Genomic DNA, 23,851 nt, shown 5'->3' on the forward strand with positions numbered 1-23,851 from the left:
TATGACGTTCTTTAAATGTTGAGCTTTTCAAGCTCATACACTAATTTTACAGCTTCTTTCGCCAAAATGACAGTAGGGTCAATCACTTTCACAGCTTTGGTTGACCTTAGAACTAAAGGAATTTCTGTACAGCCGGCAATGATGGCTTCTGCTCCTTGATTGATTAAAATTTCTGCAGCTAACGCCAGTTCACTTTCGCCTTTACTCAATTTCCCTGCTTTCACGGCATAAATCCCATTCATCACGTTTTTCTGAAGAGTTTCACTAGGAGTCATGACATCAATCTTGTGATGGGCACAAGCCTTTTGATAGAGCTGGGTTTTTAATGTGCCATCAGTACATAGTAAGCCCACAGACGTATAGTGATGTTTGTTCAGGTGCTTTGCGGTTTCTAATGGCATATTCATGATAGGGATATGAGTGGATTGTTGTACGTTTTCTAAAAAGAAGTGAGCGGTATTGCATGCAATCAGAATAAAGTCCGCTCCTGCGCGTTCTAATCTTTTAGCTGATGCAATCATATATTCTGTAGGATCTTCGCCTTTCCCAAATATGGCATTGGTTCTATCAGGGATTTGCGGATAATTATCAGCAATTACATGGAGATGATCTTGATCTTTAATAGCTGGTGTATGAGAGATGATTTTTTTCATCAGATCAATCGTCGCTAAAGGGCCCATACCACCCATAATCCCAATCGTTGTAGACATCACTATCACCACATTTCATTTTTTTCTATTATAAAAAAAGTAAGGAGGGTGAGTGTTATAGAAAAGTTCTATTTGTATATAGAAGGTTGATCAAAAGCACCTTTTATTTTCTTCTTTATCTGTTTTGCAGTATGAGTTGCAATCTAATCAAAAAACATTAGAATAAAGAAAAATTGATAAAGGAGCTACCATATGAATTTCAATTTGGATGAAGCTTTAGATATGTTGAGTCGAACTCCTCGTACATTAGAAAGTCTTTTGTCAGGTTTATCGAAGGATTGGCTTCACAGTCGTGAAGGGGAGGGAACGTGGAATCCCGTTGAAGTCATTGAACATTTGATTGAAGCAGAGAAATTCAACTGGATTCCACGATTAAATGTCATTCTTGCTGATGGAGAGAATACCCCATTTCCTGCATTTGACCGCTACGCCCATTTGAATCAAACTGAAAGACAGATAGAACAAGCACTAGCAGAGTTTCATCATGTGCGGATGGAGAATGTGGCATAAATTCAGCGTATGACACATTCAAGTCTTGATCTAGAGAAAAAGGGCGTCCATCCAGAATTCGGCGTCGTGCAAGTGAGCGAATTACTTTCTACGTGGGTTGTCCATGATTTCACCCATATCTCCCAAATTGTTCGGGTCATGGCGGAACGATATCGAACCGATGTAGGACCGTGGAGCGCCTATTTAGGGATTTTAAATAGGAAATAAATGATTAATGACGCTTCGCGGCCCACTCGGATTGAAGAATAGCATATTGATACTCATCGACCCAATGTCCTTTTGACATATAATTTTGTAGCAAATGTCCTTCGCGTCTCATGTCTAAACGTTCCAGCACTCGAATGGATTTTTCGTTTCGTACATCTGTAAAGGCAATGATTTTATGCTTGTTCAGTGTAGTGAAAATATATTCGACCATTGAATTCAAGGCTTCATAAATATAGCCCTTTCCTTGAAATTCAGGCGCGAGTGTAAATCCTATTTCAACGATTCTAGGCTCGCTGCCGAGTGTATGAATGGCGCAATCTCCTATCAGCTGATTGGATTCAGATAAGGCAATCGCGTATTGAAACCACGTCCCTGGTTGATTAGGTTGTTGCGTCATTTGGTGTTGTACAAATGATTCAGCGTCTTCGTGCGTGTAGTTTTCCCAGGATTGAAATTTTGCAATAGAGGGATTTGCTCGGTACTGATAAAATGCTTCAATATCCTGTTTATCAAATTGGCGAATCACAACCCGGTTTGTTTTTGTAAATATGCTGTTTGCATTCTTCATGTGTTACCCTCACTTTTTAGTTTGTTCTTGATTTGAAAAAGTCTATTAGCCATTCAGATAGCTGTTTTTGCGCTTTGGTCACAAATCGATCGGCATAATACGTTAATTCAAGATGCCGAACAGGAGCAGGGGCAGAAATAGGGATAGAGACAATATTAGGCCATGCTGAATGTTGCTTTAACAGCCCTCTTGGCTGGATGGTGGCGCCGATCCCGGCTTCAACCAACTGCAATAATGAAGTGGCAGACCCAACATCCATGACCGTGTCCAATTCAAAACCGTGTTCTTTACATACGTCATCGACCAAATCTCTTCCTAGATAGCCTTTTGGATACATGACCAGTGCATGCTTTGTCAGCTCTTTTAGCGTCACTTCACGCCTTTTTGCCAGTTCACTGTCTGAATGAACAAACAATTCGTAGGGCTCATCGCCAAGTGGAATTTGAATCAGGCGTTTATCCGCAGGCCTGCGCAGCCCAATTCCGATATCGACTTTATGTGAGAGCACCTCGTCACGAACAAAGATGGTCGAAAAAGCCTTTAGGTTGATCTCTGGATACAGCGTTTTAAATTCTACAAAAAGCGGAACAAGCTGAAAGTCAAGATCAGAGGGAAGGACGGCAAGCCGAACGGTACCCCGCTGTTCAGATAACAGTTCTTTCATAGCATTTTTGGCATCTCGTTCAGCCTGAAGCATTTTCATGCCATATTGATAAAGGAGCGTACCAGCTTCAGTTGCAACTACTTTTTTACCGATTCGGTCAAAAAGCGGCATCCCAACTTCAGCTTCAAGCAGCTGAATCTGTTGGCTTAATGTAGGCTGTGATATACCTAGTTGCTCTGCAGCTTTTGTAAAATGTAAATGATCGAATACAGCCATAAAATAGGTAATGTGACGAGTATCCATATGCCATCCTTTCATTAATGATAGTATTTTCCTATCATCATAATACGAATTATTGTATTGATCAATGAATGAAGCGGATTTATACTCATAGTAACCTCAACAAGATGAGAGAGGAAGAAGAGTATTGATAAAAAAAATATTTTATTTAGCTGCTTTATTTTTAGCTGCCTTAAACTTGCGCCCAATCATTACATCCGTAGCTTCTATGATGAGCATGATTCAATCAGACCTTGGCGTTAGTGCACTCACGGCAAGTCTTTTAACCACTTTGCCGGTCTTGTGCATGGGAGTGTTTGCCCCTGTAGCAACGAAACTAAGCCGCCGGTTTGGATTAGAGAGAACCCTTTTTTTCTCGATTTTTCTTATCACAATTGCGACTGGACTGCGTGGTACAAGTCAAACAGTTACCATCCTTCTTACGACTGCTTTTGCAGGAGGAGTTGGAATTAGTTTTGCCGGACCATTGTTGTCTAGTTTTATTAAAAAGTATTTCCCGAAAAGTCCTGGGATTGTCAGTGTGTACTCTATATCGATGACAGTTGGAGCTGCACTTGCTTCGGGCTTGACCATTCCGATTTACCTTCGCAGTGAGCATAACCTTCCACTTGCGTTATCCTGCTGGGCGATTTTAGGCGTTATTGCCATGATTTTATGGCTCGGTCTAGCTCGTCAAAACCAACAAGCGGATCTTGCAGACGTGCCGCTGAAATTACCGCTGCGAAACAAAAAAGCCATTCAATTCACCTTGTTCTTTGGCTTTATGTCTAGCATGTTCTATTCGTTAACAGCGTGGATTTCACCCATTGCGCTTGATTTTGGGAATAGTCCGCAGTATGCCGCCATGCTGCTTACGATATTTACACTCATTCAGATTCCGGTGGCATTACTCGTTCCAAACATCGTCAATCGTCTAGGAAAGCCGAAATTATTTCTGATCTTATGCAGTTTGTCAGAGTTGATTGGCCTCATATTCCTTCTACTGCCAATGCCGATCCTGCCAGCTGTTATTTTTCTAGGGATTGGAGCAGGTGGATTATTTCCTTTGGCGCTTATGCTGCCTATTATTGAAACGCGTACACCAGAAGAAGCCGGTACATGGTCAGCGATGTCACAGATGGGCGGGTACATCATGGGAGGGTTTGGTCCATTTTTAATCGGTTTGATTTTCGATATCAGCGGACATTTTCAAGCTGCTATTGTCGCAATGCTCGCCATCGTGATGCTGATGATTGGCGTGCAGTTATCTATGAAGTTAGGGGAAAAACGTGATGAGGTATCCAATTAAAGATCAGTATACCACTGCTTTTATATCATCACTCAATTGAAATCGCTAGCCTATTTCTAAGTAGACTATGACGATTATTTTGCTCAATCTTTAAAAGATGCACCTGAATGAATTATCGTGAAAGAAATTTTTCAACTTTACGAGTGGCCATTTCTGCAGCCTCCATGATCATTTCACATAATGAAGGGGGGGGAAAGAGGATGCCTTATCCGAAAGGTCATTAGTCAAAAGTGAGAGAGCAGATCATCGCTAGTGCTGCACGAGCATTTCGAACAAATGGCGTCCGTAATATCAGTTTGCCATACATTATGAAAGGAGCAGGTCTAACTCATGTAGGGTTTTACGCTCACTTTAAGAACAAGGATCAGTTGGTGATAGAGACTTTTCATTTTGCTATTACTGATACTAAGATGCTACAAAGTGTTGCAGACAAAAAGGCAGATCAGCCTCGAATTCAGACGATCATTGAATTTTATTTAAGTTCCGTTCACCGTGATCAGACGGAAGTCGGCTGTATACTGCCTGCACTGGCAGGGGAGATTGCTCAATTATCGCAAGAGGTACGGAAAGCTTATACCGATGAATTGAAACGGTTTATGGCGTTTATAGCCGATACGGGAAACATAGATCACTCTAAGAGTTACGCACTAGTAAGCAGCATGATTGGTACAATTGCTCTTGCGCGTGCTGTCAATGACTCGCAGTTCAGTGATCAATTGTTATTGGCAGGCAGAACACAGGCAAAACACATTTTAGAAGCGAATTAACATTCAAATGAAAAACATAGGAGATGTTGCGATGTTTATTAGAGAAGCAAGCATAGAAGATTATCCACAATTAAGACAAATCTATTTAGAATCCCGACGTCAGAGCTTTCACTGGCTCAATACAGAAGAAATCAAACTGCAAGATTTTGATCAAGATACGCAGGAAGAGCAAATTTTCTTAGCTGAGGAGAACAATAAAATCCTTGGATTCATCTCATTATATGTACCAGATCGTTTTATTCATCTCTTGTTTGTACATCCAGAAGCTGCTGGTCAAGGGGCTGGCGATCTACTGCTTAAGCAAGCTATAAAAGTTTTGGGAACACCAGTCACCCTCAAATGTGTATCCGAAAATCACAAAGCTTTGTCTTTTTATCAAAAAAGAGGATGGAAGGCTGTTGTAGAGGAAGGGGAGCCTGGGGCGAAGTACTGGGTGCTTATTTATGAATAGAAGTCATGTTATCTATCATTCACACGGCCCTTTATAGGGCCTTTTTGATTGTCAGTTTCTAAAAGCCATTTCTTCAAAGGAAAATCAATAACAAAGGAGCGGCTAAAATCCGTTCTTTTTTATGCTTAAAAATTGGACATCTTATGAATGAGAATATGAGATTCCGTTATTTTTAATATCCTAATGCATTATATTTTAAAGGGTGTTACCGTTGGATGTAAGAAATGATTGGCCAATCTTCCAATAAGAGTTGGAGGGGAATCATGAGTTGCAAAATTGAAATGTTAACGAATATGAAAATGGTGTATATGAGAAATATAGGACCGTATGGCAGTAAAGAGAATGTAGAGATGATGAAGAAATTTAAAAAATGGATCAACGAACATCAATTCAATGATGAATTAAAGAAACATGGCATATACGGTGTCCCTCAAGATGATCCTGCAAGAACTTTACCTGAAAATTGCAGATATGACCTCATGTTCATGACAAATAGAGATTTCTCCAAAGATCAACTTGTTCAGACTGGTCATGTTGAAGGAGGAAAGTATGCTGTGTTTACGGTGACACATACAGCCGAAAAAGTGAATTTGTTTTGGAGACAATTACCTCAAATGATCCAACACAATGAATTGAACATACGCCATGCACCTATTATGGAGAGATATAGAGAAGATGAAGGCGAAGATAAGGTGTGTGAATTCTTACTGCCTATCTTTTAAACATTTTATCTAACTTTCATGAAAACAGACCTCTTGTGGTCTGTTTTCATGAATATAAAATCTACACGTTTAAATAGTTTAGGACTCGTTCCTTTAAATAACGATATTGATCCTTATTCGTATCTTGAAATGCTTCTTCCCGATTTGAAGGTACATCCATATAAAAAATTTCTTCAGAGAATTGCGAAGAAGTAAAGTCAATTCTTGTTCCATTCACTACGTTGTAAAAGTGCCATCCGCTGGGTAATGAGGTCTTGTTTATTTTTCCGCCTAAAAGATCATGGACAACTAAAGAAGTGACGCCACATTGTCCGTTTGCTGGGTTGTCTTTACTCCATTTTGAACTAGATTGAGAGGACCAGGCTTTATATAAAGCATCAATGATTTCGTCTGTCGAGTAGAGGTTCATCCTAAATATCCTTTCTATTTAAAGAGTGATAAATGTAGCATCTATTTAGTCTATAGTAGATTTTTTTCATTTAAAAACCAATAAAATCTTTTCGTTGAAGTACTTGATCCAAATGATATACTATGGGCTAAAACAATGAAAGGTTATGTCAGGGGGAGCATGGTGTGATATTCATCATAGGAATTGTAATCGCTTTTATTGTTGCTATTTTAGGCTTTACTGTTTTCGTAGATGTAGGTAATGGGTTGGGAACGGCTTTTAGCATCATTGGGGGAATGGTCATTTTATTCATAGCGGGAAGGCTGCAAAGAAAAAAAGAAAAGAATGATCCAAACATCTTATTAGATAAGATGATGATGCTCTTTCACGAAGACGGATTTCAGTCCTCAACATACATCTTTTCACAAAATGTTGATAAAGGATTTGCGATTGATGACGAGCGAAAGAAAATGCGCTTTATTACACGTCAACCTGGCGGCTCATCTCAGAAATTCAGGTTTGAAGTCACAGAGCTTTCCTTGAAAGAGTTGAAACAAGTTGACGTGTTAGAAGATGGTAAACCGATTGAACATTCTACTGAGAGTGATAATAATGAAGAGATTTCTACACTTCAATTAAGATTAACGATGAATGATCAAGAAGCATCAACGATCACGATCACCTTCCTGCAATTTGATGTGCCAGTTCGTAAGAGCACCGCTGAATATTTGATTGAACGAGAAAATTTGGAGGAGATTTATCATCAAATTAATTCGATGATGAAATCTGTATATTAACTAAATTCCTGTTCATAAAGAAGAAATCACATTTTGATGTGGTTTCTTTTTTTATCTCAATCAAGTTAAAGCCAGTCCAGTCATTGTAGTTGAATGTTTTTCTCAAAAATGAATAAAGATAGACTAGACACGAAAACGAACATTCATATTGAAATGACTCATGTCATGAGGAGGAAGCATACATGCAAAAGCTTTGCAGGGAAGTCTGGATCGAAGTCAATCTTGATGCGATTAAAAGAAATATCGAAGCGATTCAAGCGCATATACCAAGAAAAAGTAAGATCATGGCTGTCGTGAAGGCGAATGCTTATGGACACGGTTCAGTGGAGGTAGCGCGGCAGGCACTGGAAAGCGGTGCGACGGAGCTCGCAGTTGCTAGCTTAGAGGAAGGCATTGTGCTGCGAAGAGCAAAAATTGAAGCGCCGATTTTGGTTCTTGGATTTACCCCGCTCGACTGTGTGAAAAGGGCCGCAGCCTGGAGAATTGATCTATCTGGCCTTCGTGAAGATTGGATTGCTCAAGCAAATGAGATCTTAGCGGAAGAAGAAAGCCAGCGCCGGCTTGGGATTCATGTCAATGTTGACACAGGGATGGGGCGATTAGGTGTACGGACAAAGGAAGAGCTGTTAGCGGTGGTGAAGGCGCTTGAAAAGAGTGAAAACCTGAGGTGGGATGGAATATTTACGCATTTCTCCACTGCGGATGAGCCTGATCCTGATTTTACGTTGCTTCAGCACAGCATCTTCATTGATTTCCTTCGGTTTTTGAAAGAAGAAGGGATCAAACTGCCGACCGTACATATGAACAATACAGCAGCTTCGATTGCGTTTCCTGAATTTAGCGCCGATATGATCCGGCTTGGTATCGGACTTTATGGATTGTATCCCTCGCAATACATTGAAAGCTTAGACGCTGTTCAGCTAGAGCCCGCTCTCAGTTTAAAAGCAAGAATTGCGTTCGTGAAGAAAATGGTGACAAAGCCAAGAACGGTCAGCTATGGGGCAACCTATGTGGCAAAGCCTGACGAAGTCATTGCGACCATACCGATTGGTTATGCAGATGGGTACTCACGTGCTTTATCTAATCGAGGGTTTATGCTTTTCCGCGGAGAAAGAATGCCGATTGCTGGCCGAGTCACAATGGATATGACGATGATCAGCTTAGGAGAGATGAAAGCAAAGCAAGGCGAGGAAGTCGTCATTTATGGCCGTCAAAAGGGCGGAGAAATTTCTGTTGATGAAATTGCTGAAATGCTCAATACGATTAACTATGAAGTCATTGCAACATTAAGCCGCCGTGTTCCAAGGTTTTATCGTCGAGGCGGGAAGATTATTAAAATATCGACGCCGGTGATGTATGTGTGAAAGTAAGGACAGCATGAAAGTCCAAAAATCCCCCTTTATAAAGGGGGATTTTGAGTTTCACGTCTTATTTCGGCTTAAGCTCGATACTCTTTATCTAAAATAAGAATTGGTTTAATCGTAGATCCGTTTTTAGAATCTTCAAAGGCTTGTTCAATCTCTTCTAATTCGTAGAATTTTGCTAGTTTCTCAACTGGGAATTGTCCATTTTTAAAGAACTTGACTAGTTTAGGAATGAATAGTTGAGGAACGGCATCGCCTTCTATCACTCCTTTTAACGTGAGCGCATTGAGCATGAGATCATTGGTCACATTAAACGTTAAATCGTGCTTTCCTACTGCTACTGTTGCACAAGTTCCTTTGACACGCAGGCAGTGAAGGGCAGCTAGCGTGACTTCTGGTACTCCAGTTGTTTCAAATGAGTAATGTGCCCCTTTTCCTTCTGTGATTTCCTTCACTTTTTCAGCTGGGTTCTCATGTTTACTGTTGATGACATGTGTTGCACCTAATTCTTTTGCTAGCTCAAGGCGGCTATCATGGATATCAACGGCAATTATCGGATCACAGCCTGCAATTTTTGCTGCCATTAACCCACTTAAACCAACAGCACCTGTACCGAACACAACAAAGCTTGTACCTGGAGCTGGAGCAAGTGAATTTAAGACAGTACCGCTCCCAGTCATTAAGCCGCAACCGAATGGTCCTAAATAACGTAAATCAGTTTCTTTGTCTACTTTCACCACATTTTTCTCATCAACCGTTGCATATGTACCAAATGACGATTGACCAAAAAATTGTGATACATCTTGATGATCATGTGTATGGATAGGCGTTTCATTATGTTTATTACGACCAGAAAAATTCAGTGGAATCATGTTTTCACATCCACCAGCGTTCCCGTCAAGACAATTATGGCAATGACCGCAATAAGCGAAACCAAGTACAACGTGGTCTCCTTCTTGAACGGTTGTGACATTAGAACCTGCTTTTACGACAATGCCAGAGCCTTCATGTCCTAATAAAGCAGGACGTGGGACAGGGAGCGTACCATCTAATACTGTGGCATCTGTATGACAAACGCCAGATGCAACGATTTTGACAAGCACTTCATCTGCTTTTGGATCATCTAGTAATAGTGTTTGTTTCTCGAAATCTTTTTCATTTGTTGTGACCATCGCTTGAATTTCCATATCATGTGCCCTCACTTTTTGTATAGTATGATATTCTGAAGAAAGGTTAGATCAAATGTCACAAAAAATTCATTTCTTTATGACTAAGTTGATTGTAGGACGAAAGATTTTCCGTTTCAATCAGCAAAAAATCTTTTTTGTATAGGTTTTCAACACAAATAAATTTATGTATATCTAATCAACATTTATTAAAAAGTGTCTAAAGGAGGGGCCCATGATCAAAAAAGAGGATCGCCGTGTTGAGCGAACAAAAGAAACACTTCGTCAAACATTCAAAATACTAGTAAAAGAAAAAGGATATTCGCACGTAAAAGTGAAGGATATTGTGGAAAAGGCAAACTATAATCGGACGACGTTTTATGTGCATTATGAAAGTAAAGATGAATTAGCAGCAGATGTTATTCACCGGGAAATGGTAGATTTCGAATATGAATTTTGTAAGCCGACTCGTGAAAATCCACTGTTGGATTTAACTCGCATGAAACCAGAGGGCACCGATGTATTTCAATATATCGTTGAAAATCGCGACTATTATGATTTATTAGTGATGGAAGACCGAATTCCCCACATACAAGAACAATTGCTTAAGAAAATACAATATATTTTTCAAAATAGAATGTCATTTGTGAGTGATCATTATGCAGAAATCAACGACAGTTATTTTGTCCAGTATCGTTCATACGGCATCTTTGGTTTTATCATTGAATGGATCAGAAATGACTACAATGCATCTCCCTCAGAAATGGCACGACGTATTATCAATTTATTATATATTCAATCCTCACTCATGATTCAGTTGAAAAATGAAGAAGCGATTATGAAAAGGTAATGCTTAGGCCGCATCTCTAGCGCACAACATTTTGAATGTATATAAAGTTATATTTAAAACTTCTTTAAATTGTAAACTTTGTAAAAAATAGAACGATAAAAGGAGGGAACATAACGAGTTGGAGGAATAGAAAATGAAAAAAAGGTTTTTATTATTTATCACGGTACTCCTATTAATGAGTACTCTTAGTCCATTTAAAGCAAATGCAGAAAATTCAATTGGATGGACGAAACGAGCTGATTTACCAGAAGAACGTATTAATGCTGGTGTGGGCGTTGTTGATGGGAAAATTTATGTATTTGGTGGAGCTAGTGAAAAAAATAAGTTAAATAACCAAACATTTATGTATGATCCAAAAAAAGATGTTTGGGAAGAGAAAGCCAGTATGCCAAGAAATAGAACAGGCGGTACTTACGCTACTGTAGGTAAAAAAATCTATCTAATAGGTGGAATTAATGAAGAGACAGAAGTAGCTTATAACACTATAGATATTTATGATGCAGAACTTGATCAGTGGGCTGAAGAGCCGATTCGAATTCCAAGAGAGCCGGTTTTTTCAGCTTATAGTAAAGGAACTTTACAAGCAGTTGCAGTGAAAGAGAAGATATATATTGTATCTTCAAAAAACTCATATAAGAATAATGTCTATGAATACAATACAGTCTCTGGTGAATGGAAGAGCTTGAACTCATCGGGTTTACCATCTCGGAATGGGAGAGCCATTTCTGCAATTGACGGAAATATATATGTTGCAGGTGGCGAAAATTCGATAGGGCATAGTAGAGAAAAGTATTTGTTTCAGTATGATATTTCAACAGATACTTGGAAGAGATTAATTGATGTTCAGTTAACATCTTATACATATGAACCCTCCTATGAAACTTACAACGGCAAGTTCTTTATTATTGGTGGGCAATTATATGGTGATAGTTCAAAAAATATGGTAAACAAAGTTCAGATTTTCAATCCAAAAGATGGCCAATTTAAAAATTCAGCATATGATTTACCAGAAGGTAGAGTATCAGCTGTCGCAGCAATTGTTGATGACCAATTGTATGTCATTGGCGGACGTAACTATTCGGAATCTATGAGACATCTTTCTGTGAAAAGTGATTACAGATCCGTGATTTCTATTTCATTAAAAGACTTACAAGTGACTGAGGACGAAACAAAGCCGGATGATGGGATAGCAGAAGACCCAAAGGATCAAGACGGGACACAGCCAGGTGATGATACAACAGAAGAACCGAAAGATCAGGACGGGACACAGCCAGGTGATGATACAACAGAAGAACCGAAAGATCAGGACGGGACACAGCCAGGTGACGGCACAACAGAAGAGCCGAAAGACCAAGATGGAACAAAACCAGGAGAAGAAACTGTAAAAGGTATACTTTCCATTACCATGATCAATGGGTTACAAAAGGATTATCTGCTCTCAATGAAAGAAATCAACGATTTTCTTAATTGGTATAAAGAAAGAAGCTTTGGAATCGGAATAAACTTTTATGAGATCAATGATGAACACAATAAAGAACCTTTCACAAGTAAGAAAGATTACGTGGTGTACCAAAATATCTTAATGTTTGATATCAAGCAATATTAATAAAATGAAAGCTGCTGATAATAGATTAGCAGCTTTTTATATTTTACATTATTGTTAAAATTAGGATGAACATCATAAAAAAATAAGATATTTTTTTAAAAATCTGCTAAACATCCCATAACCACGTCCGATAATAGAATTGTCAGGGTTGATAAGCCCTAGAATAAAGGACTTTTTTCAGACAAGGACGTCTGTCAGGTCCCACATACATGGAGGTAATAGGAAATGAGAATTAACCACAATATCGCAGCACTTAACACTTTAAACCGTTTGTCTGCAAACAACAGTGCGAGCCAAAAGAACATGGAGAAACTTTCTTCTGGTCTTAAAATCAACCGTGCTGGAGATGACGCAGCAGGTCTTGCAATCTCTGAAAAAATGCGTGGACAAATCCGCGGATTAGAAATGGCTTCTAAAAACGCACAAGACGGTATCTCTCTTATCCAAATCGCTGAAGGTGCATTGACTGAAACTCACTCAATTCTTCAACGTGTTCGTGAACTTGTTGTTCAAGCTGGAAACACAGGTACACAAGATGATACAGATCTAAGTTCAATTCAAGAAGAAATCAAAGCTTTAATTGAAGAAGTCGGTGGAGAAACTGGAAGTAAAGGTATTGCTGATCGTACTCAATTCAACGGTAAAGACCTTTTAGATGGTTCTTTTGCTAGTGGTACAGCTGATTTAGTATTCCAAATTGGAGCTAATGGTGGCCAACAACTGACTGTAAACATTGACAGCATGAAAGCAGCTGATTTAGGAAGTGCGACAGTAAAAATCAGTGATATTGATGTAACTGCTTTCGCAACTACATCTTTTGATAACCAACTTGCTGGAATTGATGAAGCTATCAACCAAGTATCAACTCAACGTGCTAAACTAGGTGCGGTTCAAAACCGTCTAGAGCACACAATCAACAACCTTGGTGCTTCTTCTGAAAACTTAACAGCTGCTGAGTCTCGTATCCGTGACGTTGACATGGCGAAAGAAATGAGTGAGTTCACTAAGAACAACATTCTTTCTCAAGCTTCTCAAGCAATGCTTGCACAAGCGAACCAACAGCCACAAAACGTACTTCAATTACTACGTTAATGAAAGGCCCCTTAATGGGGCTTTTTTTTATGCTCTTTTTTCTCCTTCTCTTCACTTGTGATTCTTTAATCCCTCTATTAAATCATGAAAAACGACCTTTAAATTTGGCATACTCTAGCGAAACGATCATATTGAATGAGACTTTCCCCTTATTTATTCCTTTTTTGTTAAACATATTCCATTAAAGTTCGATAAATGGATTGTAAGGCTTACAGAAAAATTCTAATTTAGAACTTTTAGACATGGATGTCTAATTGGTTCAAACACATGGAGGTCATTTAATATGAGAATTAACCACAATATCGCAGCACTTAACACATTGAATCGTCTTTCTACTAACAACGGTTCAAGCCAAAAGAACATGGAGAAACTTTCTTCTGGTCTTCGCATTAATCGCGCAGGGGATGACGCAGCAGGTCTTGCGATCTCTGAAAAAATGAGAAGTCAAATCCGTGGTCTAGAAATGGCTACTAAAAACTCTCAAGATGGTATCTCTCTTATTCAAACGGCTGAAGGCGCATTGACTGAATCTCATGCGATACTTCAACGTATTCGTGAGCTAGTTGTTCAAGCTGGGAACACAGGTACACAGCAGGAAGAAGATTTAGCATCCATTCAAGATGAAATCTCAAACTTGCAAGATGAGATTACAAGTATTTCTACTCGTACAGAGTTTAACGGGAAGAAATTATTAGATGGAACTTATTCGTCTAAGGGTGCTGATGACGGTGGTGAGGCACAAAGCCTTGTATTCCAAATCGGTGCAAACGCAACACAACAAATTACACTTAACATCGAAAACATGGGTGCTTCAGTTTTAGGTACAGATGGGACGGCTGAAGGTGAAGATGGAGCCGGTTCTGTTGCTGGAATCGATGTGACAAAATTTATTAGTGCAAGTGGTGAAGATGGCGAGGAAGCTGCTGGATTTGATGCACAACTTGGTATTATTGAAACAGCTATTAAGCAAGTGTCTGCTCAGCGATCTAAGCTTGGTGCAGTCCAAAACCGTCTAGAGCACACAATCAACAACCTTAGCGCTTCTGCTGAAAACTTAACAGCTGCTGAGTCTCGTATTCGTGACGTTGATATGGCGAAAGAAATGAGTGAGTTCACAAAGAACAACATTCTTTCTCAAGCTTCTCAAGCAATGCTTGCACAAGCGAACCAACAGCCACAAAACGTACTTCAATTATTACGTTAATTAAAAGCCCCCTTTGAGGGGCTTTTTTTATGTTGATTTTAGCAACAGATGTAATTGAAAATCTGGAACAGCTTCATAGAAGAAAGCTCGATTTAATTCATCATTCTTTTGATCCCACCTATGCCACCAGTGGCCGACCTCACCAGTGAAGTCAGCTTGAATCATGTCTTGCAGCTGCTCTAGGTTGATGATTTTTCTCGGTTCTATTAAGAATGAATGCATACGATGATACGCCTCAAGGTATTTAGGTTGTTTTGTTTGAACGGCATATTGTACATAATAATTGAAAAATTCTTGTACAAATGTCAGATGGGAAATGGGGGTTCCTTTTAACTCGACGCCTTCCCATGCCATATCCGCAATTGCACAAAGCCACCAGCCAAGCTCATTGGCATGCTGCATTTGTTGTAAGGTATGCCGTTCAAAAGAAATAAGCCCATCTTCTTGTGCTTGTTTGAGCATACGCTCAAGTGTCTGTGCCTCAAGAGCTGCCTTTGTCATTCCCTGACCATGTATTGGATCTAATGTGCATAAGGCATCACCCATGACCAATAAGCCGCTTGGCCAATCTTCCATTTGTTCATAGTGGTTTCTGACACAAGCCGGAACTCTAAATCCTTTTGGTTTCGTATAGGGAATTAAATGAGTGATGGCTTCTGCTATCGAGGGATTGGTCAGCCTAGCGGTCTCTACATCAAACTGATCAGCGTCCGTTGTTGGATAATGAGAGCCGCCAGCTGCTGAGAGAAGAACCGCTGCTAAATCATGATCTACACGTTCAAACAGTCCTGTTGGAATTTTTTTATTTGGCTGTCCAACGATGACCATTGGTTCTAGGTTCGGTGCCTCAGATGGTATTTGGTAGTATCTTGTGCTATAGCCAAGAGACACGATTAGCTCATCTGTCTGCGGCAAGGTTCGTCCTGCGCTTTTCAGCCATTTTGGCAATTTAGACATTCTTCCAGACGTATCAATGACTAAGTCCGCACTCATTTTGTTGATGATTCCAGGCTTTATCCTCCGATCTTTGACCTGTAATCCACTCACTTTAGTCGTTTCTTCTTCAAAAAGAAGAGCGATCGCTTCATGTTTTTCTAAAAATTGTACACGTTCCTCACGTAACATTCTTTGCATCAGCACCCACTCTAGCATGGCACGTCGTGTGACAGCTGTTTCTTCAGTATCGGTGAGTACTAACTCGCCATCTTTTGTCATAAATCGAGATGTCTGATGCCATGTGTTGTACCCGCCCATTTCGAGTAATTCTTTTGTATAACCAGGAAATAGACGTTCCACGATTTGTTTGCCTAGTGGCAACATTCTATGTGGATGAAAAGCTTGAGGCGTGCCAAAACGATTTTCAGGAGCGTCTGGCAATTCGTCCTTTTCAATAATCAATACTTCCAGGTAAAAACTTGATAAAACCTTTGCAGCGAGCATTCCCGTTATTCCGCCTCCGATGACGATCGCCCGCTCATACTTCATGGGTTGTGTCACAACATGCGCCTCCAGTGAATATATAAAATGGTTACATGACCATTTCATCATATGTTGATTTTTTAAGTATAGCAAATTCTCGTTTTTTTGAATATAGAAAGGAATTGGCATACTTTTTACTCGTAAATATGAAAAAACTTCAATCATGATCATTATTTTTAAAAAATAATGATCAAATTTAAGAGGAATGACCGATAAATACATTAAGGGGGTAGAGAAGATGGATATACTACAGAGTATTGTAACAGCAGCACCTTATATGATGAAGATTTTAAAAGATGAAGTGACGATGGGGGTCATTGATCGGGAAAAATTCTTGCTGTATTTGCCATCAAAAGATGTGGATTTTCAAATACGGACAGGAGATCCCATTAAACCAGATGATCAGAATATGAAAAATGCGCTTAGAGGCGAAACATCAAGTACATTTGTACCTGAATCGGTGTATGGGACGCCTTTAAATGCAATGGGATTGCCGATTTTCGATGAAAATCAACAAGTCATTGGTGCAATCGCTTTAGGTTTTCCACTTAAAAATCAAATAGAACTTGAGGCGTATATGGAGTCATTGAACGACATCATTCAAAGTATTCAAGAAAAAGTACATGTGGTGGCGGCTCATTCAGAAGAGCTCTCTGCGACAAGTGAGGAAATGACATTCCAAACACAGCAAACACTTGAAAGCTCGAAAAAAACTTCAGATATTACAAAAATGATCAAAGGTATCTCTAAACAAACGAGTTTGCTAGGATTGAATGCTTCAATTGAAGCAGCCAGGGCAGGGAAAGAGGGGGCGGGTTTTAGTGTGGTAGCGAGCGAGGTTCAAAAGCTCTCAAGCGAAACCTCACGTGCAACAGAAAACATAGAAAGCTCATTGCAAGGGATATCCTCTAATATACATACATTACTTGAGAGTATGGGCCATATGAAAGGGTCATCTTCAGAACAGGCTTTATTAGTGACGGAGTTTAGTGAAATTGTAGATAGGTTGACGCCGGTTAGCAAAGAAATGAAAGAATTTATGCAAAAGGTGATGTCAACGTAAAAAACGAATCCAAAAAGGGTTCGTTTTTTTGTTGGCTCGTTATTTTCTGTTTTTCTGATCAAAGCGATAATCGTATGTTTCACCTTTGACCACATTTAAAAACTCATGTCCAATTTGAACGAGCTGTGCATTTTCCCATTTGATCAGAGGATCTTTATCAGGGTACTTCCAGTAGATTGTTTTTTTGTGATGGGTGAGTTTGTTTTCAATTTCTGCTCTGACCGCATTCTCTTTTAGTTTTCCTCCGCTATGTCGATATGTGTTAATGGTATAGGTTCCATCAGGTGATGATATCGAGCGGATGAATGTTCCGTGAGACACGCCTTGAAGAGAGAAGCATTTCCAGTAAATAATTCCGGCGAAGCTAAGACATAAGATGGCAAGGATGATGGTGGTTTTCTTTTTAAACATGAATTCCTCCAGGTGTAGATCGCAATATTCTAATATATGAGAGAGATTACAAAAAGATTCATATAGTCCAAAAGTTCTATTCATTTCAATTATCGGTCATTTTTTCTCAACATTCAACAGTTAGCCCGTAAAGATAAGGAAATTTTAAGGATGCTTTTCAGATCACACTGGTTATTCGAAAACACTTTACAAAAGAATTTGCGATCAGTAGACTTATGCTCATATAGAGAAATGGGGCAGATGGAATGAATCAAATCATAGATATGTATCAAAATTATGAAGAGCTTTCCGCTCATGAAAGAAAAGGGATCGACTATCAGATTCTTCATCAGCGGAAAGGGGATCAGCTTCTCGTCCTGTCACCTCATGCGGGAGGAATTGAATCTGGCGTGAGCGAGCTGGTCCATGAAGTAGCAACCGATTATTCTATGTATTTATTCGAGGGCCTTAAAGTGAAAGGCAATCATGTTCTTCATATTACGAGCACACGTTTTGATGAGCCGATTTGTCTTTCTCAAGTGCATACACATCATTATACGTTTGCACTCCACGGCTATGGAGAAACAGACGTCCTACAAACTTTAGTTGGCGGTACCGACAGGGAAAAAGCTGCTGAAACAGTGAAGTGTCTCACACAAAATGGCTTCCATGCCTTACTTTTATCTGAATCGGATCAATTTGCTGGAACACATCCTCAAAATATTAATAATCAATGCCTCACAGGAAAAAGTGTTCAAATTGAAATTAGCCAAGCTCAGAGAAGAGCTTTCTTTCAAGACTTTAGGCGGAGCCGTAGGCGTGATACACAAACCGAACAATTTTATCAATACACAAATGTACTGAAACAAGTGTTAAGCCTTTATGAATAAACTTCTGACGTCACGTGTGCAGACGCTTTTGTTTGATACGCAACTTCATTTTCTGCGACCTTGCCTGCTCTCATTAAATAAGAAGTGAATTCTTTTTGAAATTGAATGCCGGCTCTTCGCTGTTCAAATAGAGCAAGCCGTTTTTCAGCAAAATCCCGAGTGACATGAAATGTTTGAGCAATATGCAAAATGGCTTGCTGCCTAAGGTTTGGGAGCGTCATTTGCAGCAGCATAAAAGTCGGAACACAAAAGTGATACATGAATTGTTTTGCTTGAAACTCTTGCAGTTCTCGAAAGAGCTTGTGCATGTTAAAATGGTTGCCTGTATGCTTCAGCACATGACAAAGCTCGTGGGCGAAATCCTGCCACTGTTCTTCTGACGATAAGGCTCTGTTTAAAATAATACTGTAAAGACCTTGATGTTTGATCATCATGCTGCCAGTATCCTCGTAGTGTACCCATACATGAAATTCAGCGGCGATCCTATGCATGTCTACATAGGCAGGACCGCTTATTTGCAGTTGAGTGTATAACCGTTTAATATCTTCTTCTAAATGGGTTAAAAAATAAGTCATGTCAAAACCTCCATACAAACGTATGTTCTATTTTTGCCGTAAAAGAAAAGTCCATATAGGACTAAATGGCTAATAAAGCTATCGCTTACTTTTTATATCGGCTTGTTTTTAACAATTTTAACATAAAATCAAAGAAAATTGGAAGTTTTTCCTGTTTTTTATTCTATTTTTTTATATTTTACAAAGATAAAACGGCGATTGAATTCAAATTTTACCATAGTCTTATGACGAAAACAAACAAATTTGTCTTACGTTTGCCACCGATTGATGAGCAAGATCAAACATCAATTTAACAAAAAGGAGTGCAAAACATGGTACAAATTTATCAAGATTTTATTCCAGTTGGAAACGGAAATCGGCCAGGATATGCTATGACGCCGCTTTATGTAACTGTGCATAACACAGCCAATACATCTAAGGGAGCTGACGCAAAAAATCACGCGGCATATGTCAAACGCTCAACAACAGAGGTAAGCTGGCACTTTACAGTGGATGACAAGGAAATTTTTCAGCATCTCCCTTTAAATGAAAATGGATGGCATGCTGGGGATGGACATGGAGATGGCAACCGAAAATCGATTGGCATTGAAATTTGTGAAAATGAGGATGGAAACTTTCAACAAGCTGTCAAACATGCCCAGTGGCTTATTCAAAAGCTTTTAAAAGAACATGGCATTCCATTAGCAAATGTGGTGACGCATCAGCATTGGTCAGGAAAAACATGTCCACGTCTGCTGCTAGCTACATGGGATGAATTTAAAAGAGGAATTGAGACTGCAGGTGATCCGGAAACGGTTATCACATATGTGGTGAAAAGCGGGGATACGCTAACGAGTATTGCCAAAGCCCATAGTGTCACAGTGAGTGATTTACAGACATGGAATCAGATTAGTGACCCGAACATGATTCGAGTTGGACAAGTTCTCAAGATTTATCATGCAGAAGAAAAGCTCAGTTATGAACTGCCGGATGGGGTGTTAAAGGTGACATCACCTCTGACAAAGGGGGAGCATGTACGTCTCGTCCAAAAAGCGCTTGCTGCTGTGTATTTTTATCCTGACAAAACAGCTGTAGATAAGGGCATTGATGGCGTTTATGGGGAAAAAACAGCCAATGCCGTCGCGCGATTTCAACTGATGAATGGTCTAACAAGTGATGGAGTATACGGTCCTAAAACAAAAGTGAAGTTGCTTCAACTATTAAATCAGTGAGTCTTTCTTTTTGACCGCTTGAATGACGGCTTCACTTTTTTCATGCAATCGGCAGACATAAGGGGATGGCTTAAATTCAGCAAACTGAACATACCTTAATTGTTTAAGTTTCTTTTTCATATTGGCACCTCAATCGTTGCAGCAGTTGGTTTTATTGTATGCAAGTAGATGTGAAAACGGAAGTAGGACGCGGATGAAGTTCCGCGTCCTTTAGTGTAATCAAGCTTTTTTATTTTTATACTCATCTAGGAGCTGTTCATTCTTTTTGAAAATACGCTCCGTATGGGGACTTACTTTGTAATCAGCCATACTAATATGGCGCTTTTTCTTTAAAATCTTAAATGGGTTTTTCTTGCGATTGTTATTATCCCCTTGAAGTGCGTGTTCCATCTTCATCACCTTCCTCTTCGTCAGGCAAGATTAGGTCATAAATCGTTGTAAGTGAAGTCATTAATAAATAGTCGAATTCAGTGACAATTTCCTCAGAGGTCAGCTTAATCACAAAGTGTGCATCCGCTACTGAAAACGGGATGAGAACCAATTTGCCGAAATCATCGTAATACACTTCCTGCCTGTCAAGCTTTGCTTGAATGAGCGCTCTCTGATCAAGTGTCCGCAGCAGGTCATCTTTTTGCTCCTGCGTATCATAAGGACAAAGAACTGCTTGAATATTCATTTTTTCTGCAAAAGAATAGATCAGTCGTTCAATTCCCTCTATATAAGCTTCTATACTTCCATAATATACATGGATCGGTTCGTTTTTCAATAGGTATTGGTACGTTTTTAGTTTATTGAGGTAAGAATGAAGCAGGTCGTTATTTTGTTCTAGGAGTTGATGGGTGTCGGTTTCAAGTTCATGATTTCCGAGTTTTTTAATATAGGAGCTGAGGAAAATAAAGGCATCAGTTAATGCGAAAAAAACAGCAATAATCAGGTAGTGCATCCAATCGGTGAAGATTGAAGAAGGGTCATTTGTCCAGTACACAACAGCACCCGCTACATAAATCCAATACCACGTTTTACGAATCGCAAACATCTTTTCTTTTACTTTTTGTTCAAAGCGCCATACCGCAAATACATATACAGCAAGAGCACCTAGCAATAACCAAACAGTCAATTGAAAAAATAATAGCATGTTCTTCTCTCCCATAGACAGATGGATACTTATTTATTTCTATGGATATGTTTGGAAACCCTGCTTCATGAAAAAATGGCTTGCAGAAAAAGACCATTTGAGGATGCAAACAAATAAAAAAAGACCTGTTAGACAGGTCTTTTAAATTAAAGAATCGCATTTAACACAAAGTATATAAGTGCCCCTAGAGTTCCCGAAATCGGTAATGTGATCACCCAAGTGACAAGCATACGTTTTGCCGTACCCCAGTTAACTCCTTTTACTCTATGTGCAGAACCTACACCTAGAATAGAAGATGAGATCACGTGAGTGGTACTAACCGGTAAGTGAATAAATGTTGCACCGAAGATAATAGCTGCACCCGTTAAGTCTGCAGATACTCCGTTTACTGGACGAATCTTCATGATTTTACCGCCGACTGTTTTAATAATCTTCCAGCCGCCAATAGACGTACCTAGTCCCATTGCAAGCGCACAAGAGAATTGTACCCAGAAAGGAATGTCGTCTGTTGTATGCAAATTACCTGCAATTAAAGCCATCGTAATAATTCCCATCGCTTTTTGCGCATCGTTTGTTCCGTGGGTATACGATTGCAGTGCAGCCGTTAAAATTTGAACACGTCGGAATTGTTTATTTGTTTTTGCGAGATTGTTGTTTCGGAATATAATTTTGATAATGGTATACACGATATATCCCAAAACAAAAGCCAGGATAGGTGAAAGCAATAGTGCTTGAATGATTTTAATGAATCCCGAATAGTTTAAAGCGCCAAAACCAGCAGAGGCAATAACAGCTCCTGCAATTGACCCGATCAGTGCGTGTGAAGAACTACTCGGAATCCCGTAATACCAAGTAAGCAAGTTCCAAGTAATGGCTGCAATTAAAGCAGCCAAAATGACGACAGATCCGTTTTGAAGTGTAAAAGGATCTGCGATGTCTTTTGTAATGGACTTTGCCACACCTGTAAATGTCATTGCTCCTAAGAAGTTCATAAACGCTGCCATAATAATAGCATGTCTAGGCTTTAACGCCTTTGTTGAAACAGAAGTAGCAATGGCATTTGCTGTATCGTGGAATCCGTTAATGAAATCAAAAGCAAGTGCACAAATGACAATAAGTATGGTAAGGATGAGTAATGTATCCATGTTTAACTAACCCCGTTACGCATTCTTCATAATGATTGTTTCTAGATTGTTGGCAACACTTTGACAGGAATCTGCGATTTCTTCAAGTGTTTCGTAAATTTCTTTGTATTGAATGACCTTAATTGGATCTGTTTCTTTTCCAAACAAGTTCTTTAGTGATTTGCGGTGAAGATTGTCACAATTATGCTCAATCTCTTTAATTTTGATTGCGTGCGGATGAATATCTTTCAAGCGATTATCAGCCAGTAATTCAATAGTCGTTAAAATTTCTTTCGCACATTCTCTGATGTAGTGGCTGAATTTGTCGATATGTTCGTCAGAGCTTGTAATTGAATAAATTTCTAAAGTTGCTGAAAAATGCTCAATGCCGTCTAAAACATCGTCGAGGCTATTCGTCAATTGAAGAATGTCTTCACGTTCAATCGGTGTAATAAAGGCTTTGTTCAGCTCTTTAATCATGGTATGAACATGATTATCACCTTTTGTCTCATATTCCTTCAATGTGTCAGAAAATTCTTTCAGAGTGGTTTGATTTGTTACTTTATAGCTAACAAAATACTCAGCAGTTTCATCTAAATTTTTAGCAATTTCCGTTAACAAGACGGAAAACTTGTCTTTTTTCCTTTTTAACATGTAAAAACCCTCCATTGTATAAATGAGACAATGCACACATCAAATAATTATATATTCTTTTGTCGAAAAAAAACAGGTGTAGTCGAAAATTTCTTCACTTTTTCTATTTGATCTTATTCTGACCTAAAGATGTGATCTCAACTCACCTTTTTCAGAAAGGGGAAAAGAAAGCAAAAAAGCGGACCATTTTTGGCACCGCTTAAAAGTTAAGAAGCTGAATAAACAAGCTTAAATCGCTCACAAACAAGAAGCATATCTTCCTTAAATGTTAATCCGTACGGCTTAAGGGCTTCTGTGAAAAATTCTTCATGTTCTTTGTACCAATAGTCATATGAAAGATCGCCTTCACCTTCTGCTTTTGCAAATGATTCAGGAACCTCATTCATTGGCATGATATCTACTTGCGTGATCTCTATGATGGCTTTTGGTTCCTCCTGGCTGTCCAAAATGACCGCATATTGACCGGGTTTTGGAAGAGGCTCTTGTTCTTTTTCGTAAAAAAGGTATCCAGAACAAGTGGCTGTTTTTTTTCCTTGTTGTACAAGGTCAAGCAAGTGATCTGGATTTGCGCCAAATGCCCAAGCAGAAACAGAGGCGTGATCAGGAGTTTTTTCTGATTTTTCTTCCCAATAAGATTCCCAAAATAAAGTGCTTTTGTGGTTCATTCTTTTTCCCCCTTTGTTATGAGTTTATTATATCGTGAAGTTTCAAACTTGGAAAACGTATGTCTTTATTA

General features: G+C 39.2%; 27 protein-coding genes and 1 pseudogene. 14 read left to right on the forward strand and 14 right to left on the reverse strand.

What is annotated here, in order from left to right:
- Window positions 1-11: 11 nt before the first annotated feature.
- The gene (locus NSQ70_RS06005; protein ID WP_047945578.1) at window positions 12-710 is read right to left on the reverse strand and encodes an amino acid racemase; all 699 of its coding nucleotides are present in this window, start codon (window positions 708-710) and stop codon (window positions 12-14) included.
- A 192-nt stretch (window positions 711-902) separates the two neighbouring features.
- On the opposite strand from NSQ70_RS06005, the pseudogene NSQ70_RS06010 reads away from it, so the two are divergent.
- Window positions 903-1,427 (forward strand): annotated as a pseudogene (locus NSQ70_RS06010) (DinB family protein).
- 4 nt (window positions 1,428-1,431) lie between these two features.
- On the opposite strand, the gene NSQ70_RS06015 reads toward NSQ70_RS06010, so the two are convergent.
- Window positions 1,432-1,995: a GNAT family protein gene (locus tag NSQ70_RS06015; protein WP_326112549.1), complete on the reverse strand. Its 564-nt coding sequence runs from the start codon at window positions 1,993-1,995 to the stop codon at window positions 1,432-1,434.
- 16 nt (window positions 1,996-2,011) lie between these two features.
- Window positions 2,012-2,917 (reverse strand): LysR family transcriptional regulator, encoded by a 906-nt coding sequence (locus NSQ70_RS06020; RefSeq protein ID WP_251210809.1) that lies wholly within the window; start codon window positions 2,915-2,917, stop codon window positions 2,012-2,014.
- 112 nt (window positions 2,918-3,029) lie between these two features.
- On the opposite strand from NSQ70_RS06020, the gene NSQ70_RS06025 reads away from it, so the two are divergent.
- The 4 genes from NSQ70_RS06025 (at window position 3,030) to NSQ70_RS06040 (ending at window position 6,127) form a co-directional block, all read left to right on the forward strand.
- Window positions 3,030-4,187, forward strand: coding sequence for an MFS transporter (locus NSQ70_RS06025; RefSeq protein ID WP_286070125.1), 1,158 nt, complete (start codon window positions 3,030-3,032; stop codon window positions 4,185-4,187).
- A gap of 230 nt (window positions 4,188-4,417) precedes the next feature.
- Window positions 4,418-4,954: a TetR/AcrR family transcriptional regulator gene (locus NSQ70_RS06030; protein WP_286070066.1), complete on the forward strand. Its 537-nt coding sequence runs from the start codon at window positions 4,418-4,420 to the stop codon at window positions 4,952-4,954.
- A 31-nt stretch (window positions 4,955-4,985) separates the two neighbouring features.
- A complete protein-coding gene (locus NSQ70_RS06035; RefSeq protein WP_039168787.1) occupies window positions 4,986-5,405 on the forward strand; it encodes a GNAT family N-acetyltransferase in 420 nt (139 codons plus the stop codon).
- Between the two features lie 263 nt (window positions 5,406-5,668).
- On the forward strand, window positions 5,669-6,127 hold the full coding sequence (locus NSQ70_RS06040; protein ID WP_159159566.1) for a GyrI-like domain-containing protein: 459 nt from the start codon (window positions 5,669-5,671) through the stop codon (window positions 6,125-6,127).
- Window positions 6,128-6,188: 61 nt separating this feature from the next.
- On the opposite strand, the gene NSQ70_RS06045 is transcribed toward NSQ70_RS06040, so the two are convergent.
- On the reverse strand, window positions 6,189-6,536 hold the full coding sequence (locus NSQ70_RS06045) for a hypothetical protein (RefSeq protein ID WP_039168782.1): 348 nt from the start codon (window positions 6,534-6,536) through the stop codon (window positions 6,189-6,191).
- 164 nt (window positions 6,537-6,700) lie between these two features.
- On the opposite strand from NSQ70_RS06045, the gene NSQ70_RS06050 reads away from it, so the two are divergent.
- Both NSQ70_RS06050 and alr read left to right on the forward strand, forming a co-directional pair.
- Window positions 6,701-7,312: a hypothetical protein gene (locus NSQ70_RS06050; RefSeq protein ID WP_159159567.1), complete on the forward strand. Its 612-nt coding sequence runs from the start codon at window positions 6,701-6,703 to the stop codon at window positions 7,310-7,312.
- Window positions 7,313-7,494: 182 nt separating this feature from the next.
- Window positions 7,495-8,676, forward strand: coding sequence for an alanine racemase (gene alr, locus NSQ70_RS06055; protein ID WP_025207190.1), 1,182 nt, complete (start codon window positions 7,495-7,497; stop codon window positions 8,674-8,676).
- A gap of 74 nt (window positions 8,677-8,750) precedes the next feature.
- Here alr and NSQ70_RS06060 read toward each other — a convergent pair whose 3' ends face one another.
- Entirely contained in the window at window positions 8,751-9,863 is a 1,113-nt protein-coding gene (locus NSQ70_RS06060) for an NAD(P)-dependent alcohol dehydrogenase (RefSeq protein WP_159159568.1), read from the reverse strand.
- A 214-nt stretch (window positions 9,864-10,077) separates the two neighbouring features.
- Between NSQ70_RS06060 and NSQ70_RS06065 the strand changes: the two genes are divergently transcribed.
- The 4 genes from NSQ70_RS06065 to hag (NSQ70_RS06080) all read left to right on the forward strand — a co-directional run bounded on the left by NSQ70_RS06065 (window position 10,078) and on the right by hag (NSQ70_RS06080) (window position 14,594).
- The gene (locus NSQ70_RS06065; RefSeq protein WP_342502510.1) at window positions 10,078-10,692 is read left to right on the forward strand and encodes a TetR/AcrR family transcriptional regulator; all 615 of its coding nucleotides are present in this window, start codon (window positions 10,078-10,080) and stop codon (window positions 10,690-10,692) included.
- Between the two features lie 133 nt (window positions 10,693-10,825).
- Window positions 10,826-12,298 carry a kelch repeat-containing protein gene (locus NSQ70_RS06070; protein ID WP_326112541.1) on the forward strand — a complete coding sequence of 491 codons (1,473 nt, stop codon included), beginning with the start codon at window positions 10,826-10,828 and terminating at the stop codon, window positions 12,296-12,298.
- A gap of 225 nt (window positions 12,299-12,523) precedes the next feature.
- Window positions 12,524-13,390: a flagellin Hag gene (gene hag, locus NSQ70_RS06075; protein ID WP_159159571.1), complete on the forward strand. Its 867-nt coding sequence runs from the start codon at window positions 12,524-12,526 to the stop codon at window positions 13,388-13,390.
- A gap of 283 nt (window positions 13,391-13,673) precedes the next feature.
- Window positions 13,674-14,594 carry a flagellin Hag gene (gene hag, locus NSQ70_RS06080; RefSeq protein WP_041092274.1) on the forward strand — a complete coding sequence of 307 codons (921 nt, stop codon included), beginning with the start codon at window positions 13,674-13,676 and terminating at the stop codon, window positions 14,592-14,594.
- Window positions 14,595-14,621: 27 nt separating this feature from the next.
- Here the strand turns inward: hag (NSQ70_RS06080) and NSQ70_RS06085 are convergent, their stop codons facing one another.
- Entirely contained in the window at window positions 14,622-16,091 is a 1,470-nt protein-coding gene (locus NSQ70_RS06085; RefSeq protein WP_342502511.1) for an FAD-dependent monooxygenase, read from the reverse strand.
- A gap of 220 nt (window positions 16,092-16,311) precedes the next feature.
- Between NSQ70_RS06085 and NSQ70_RS06090 the strand changes: the two genes are divergently transcribed.
- Window positions 16,312-17,136 (forward strand): methyl-accepting chemotaxis protein, encoded by an 825-nt coding sequence (locus NSQ70_RS06090; protein WP_251210803.1) that lies wholly within the window; start codon window positions 16,312-16,314, stop codon window positions 17,134-17,136.
- Between the two features lie 39 nt (window positions 17,137-17,175).
- Here NSQ70_RS06090 and NSQ70_RS06095 read toward each other — a convergent pair whose 3' ends face one another.
- Window positions 17,176-17,547: a DUF5412 domain-containing protein gene (locus tag NSQ70_RS06095; RefSeq protein WP_017359605.1), complete on the reverse strand. Its 372-nt coding sequence runs from the start codon at window positions 17,545-17,547 to the stop codon at window positions 17,176-17,178.
- A 245-nt stretch (window positions 17,548-17,792) separates the two neighbouring features.
- On the opposite strand from NSQ70_RS06095, the gene NSQ70_RS06100 reads away from it, so the two are divergent.
- Window positions 17,793-18,416 (forward strand): poly-gamma-glutamate hydrolase family protein, encoded by a 624-nt coding sequence (locus tag NSQ70_RS06100; RefSeq protein WP_281215412.1) that lies wholly within the window; start codon window positions 17,793-17,795, stop codon window positions 18,414-18,416.
- On the opposite strand, the gene NSQ70_RS06105 is transcribed toward NSQ70_RS06100, so the two are convergent.
- Window positions 18,407-18,991 (reverse strand): ImmA/IrrE family metallo-endopeptidase, encoded by a 585-nt coding sequence (locus tag NSQ70_RS06105; protein ID WP_024719587.1) that lies wholly within the window; start codon window positions 18,989-18,991, stop codon window positions 18,407-18,409. The genes NSQ70_RS06100 and NSQ70_RS06105 overlap by 10 nt on opposite strands.
- 311 nt (window positions 18,992-19,302) lie before the next feature.
- Between NSQ70_RS06105 and NSQ70_RS06110 the strand changes: the two genes are divergently transcribed.
- A complete protein-coding gene (locus NSQ70_RS06110; RefSeq protein ID WP_096881314.1) occupies window positions 19,303-20,202 on the forward strand; it encodes an N-acetylmuramoyl-L-alanine amidase in 900 nt (299 codons plus the stop codon).
- Here NSQ70_RS06110 and NSQ70_RS06115 read toward each other — a convergent pair.
- From NSQ70_RS06115 to NSQ70_RS06140, 6 genes are all read right to left on the reverse strand, one after another.
- Complete coding sequence (locus NSQ70_RS06115) at window positions 20,191-20,322, reverse strand: hypothetical protein (protein ID WP_256689193.1); 132 nt, start codon at window positions 20,320-20,322, stop codon at window positions 20,191-20,193. The two genes, NSQ70_RS06110 and NSQ70_RS06115, sit on opposite strands and share 12 nt — an antisense overlap.
- A 99-nt stretch (window positions 20,323-20,421) precedes the next feature.
- Window positions 20,422-20,598, reverse strand: coding sequence for a type II toxin-antitoxin system SpoIISB family antitoxin (locus NSQ70_RS06120; protein WP_008346289.1), 177 nt, complete (start codon window positions 20,596-20,598; stop codon window positions 20,422-20,424).
- Window positions 20,567-21,337 carry a type II toxin-antitoxin system SpoIISA family toxin gene (locus tag NSQ70_RS06125; RefSeq protein WP_024719591.1) on the reverse strand — a complete coding sequence of 257 codons (771 nt, stop codon included), beginning with the start codon at window positions 21,335-21,337 and terminating at the stop codon, window positions 20,567-20,569. The genes NSQ70_RS06120 and NSQ70_RS06125 overlap by 32 nt, the downstream gene beginning before the upstream one ends.
- A gap of 146 nt (window positions 21,338-21,483) precedes the next feature.
- Window positions 21,484-22,482, reverse strand: a complete 999-nt coding sequence (locus NSQ70_RS06130; RefSeq protein ID WP_017359158.1) for an inorganic phosphate transporter — start codon at window positions 22,480-22,482, stop codon at window positions 21,484-21,486.
- A 15-nt stretch (window positions 22,483-22,497) separates the two neighbouring features.
- Window positions 22,498-23,115 (reverse strand): DUF47 domain-containing protein, encoded by a 618-nt coding sequence (locus NSQ70_RS06135; protein WP_017359157.1) that lies wholly within the window; start codon window positions 23,113-23,115, stop codon window positions 22,498-22,500.
- Between the two features lie 206 nt (window positions 23,116-23,321).
- The gene (locus tag NSQ70_RS06140; RefSeq protein WP_073414248.1) at window positions 23,322-23,780 is read right to left on the reverse strand and encodes an ASCH domain-containing protein; all 459 of its coding nucleotides are present in this window, start codon (window positions 23,778-23,780) and stop codon (window positions 23,322-23,324) included.
- Window positions 23,781-23,851 lie beyond the last annotated feature (71 nt).

The organism is Bacillus sp. FSL R5-0397 (assembly GCF_038593395.1).
Classification (GTDB): Bacteria; Bacillota; Bacilli; order Bacillales; family Bacillaceae; genus Bacillus; species Bacillus altitudinis.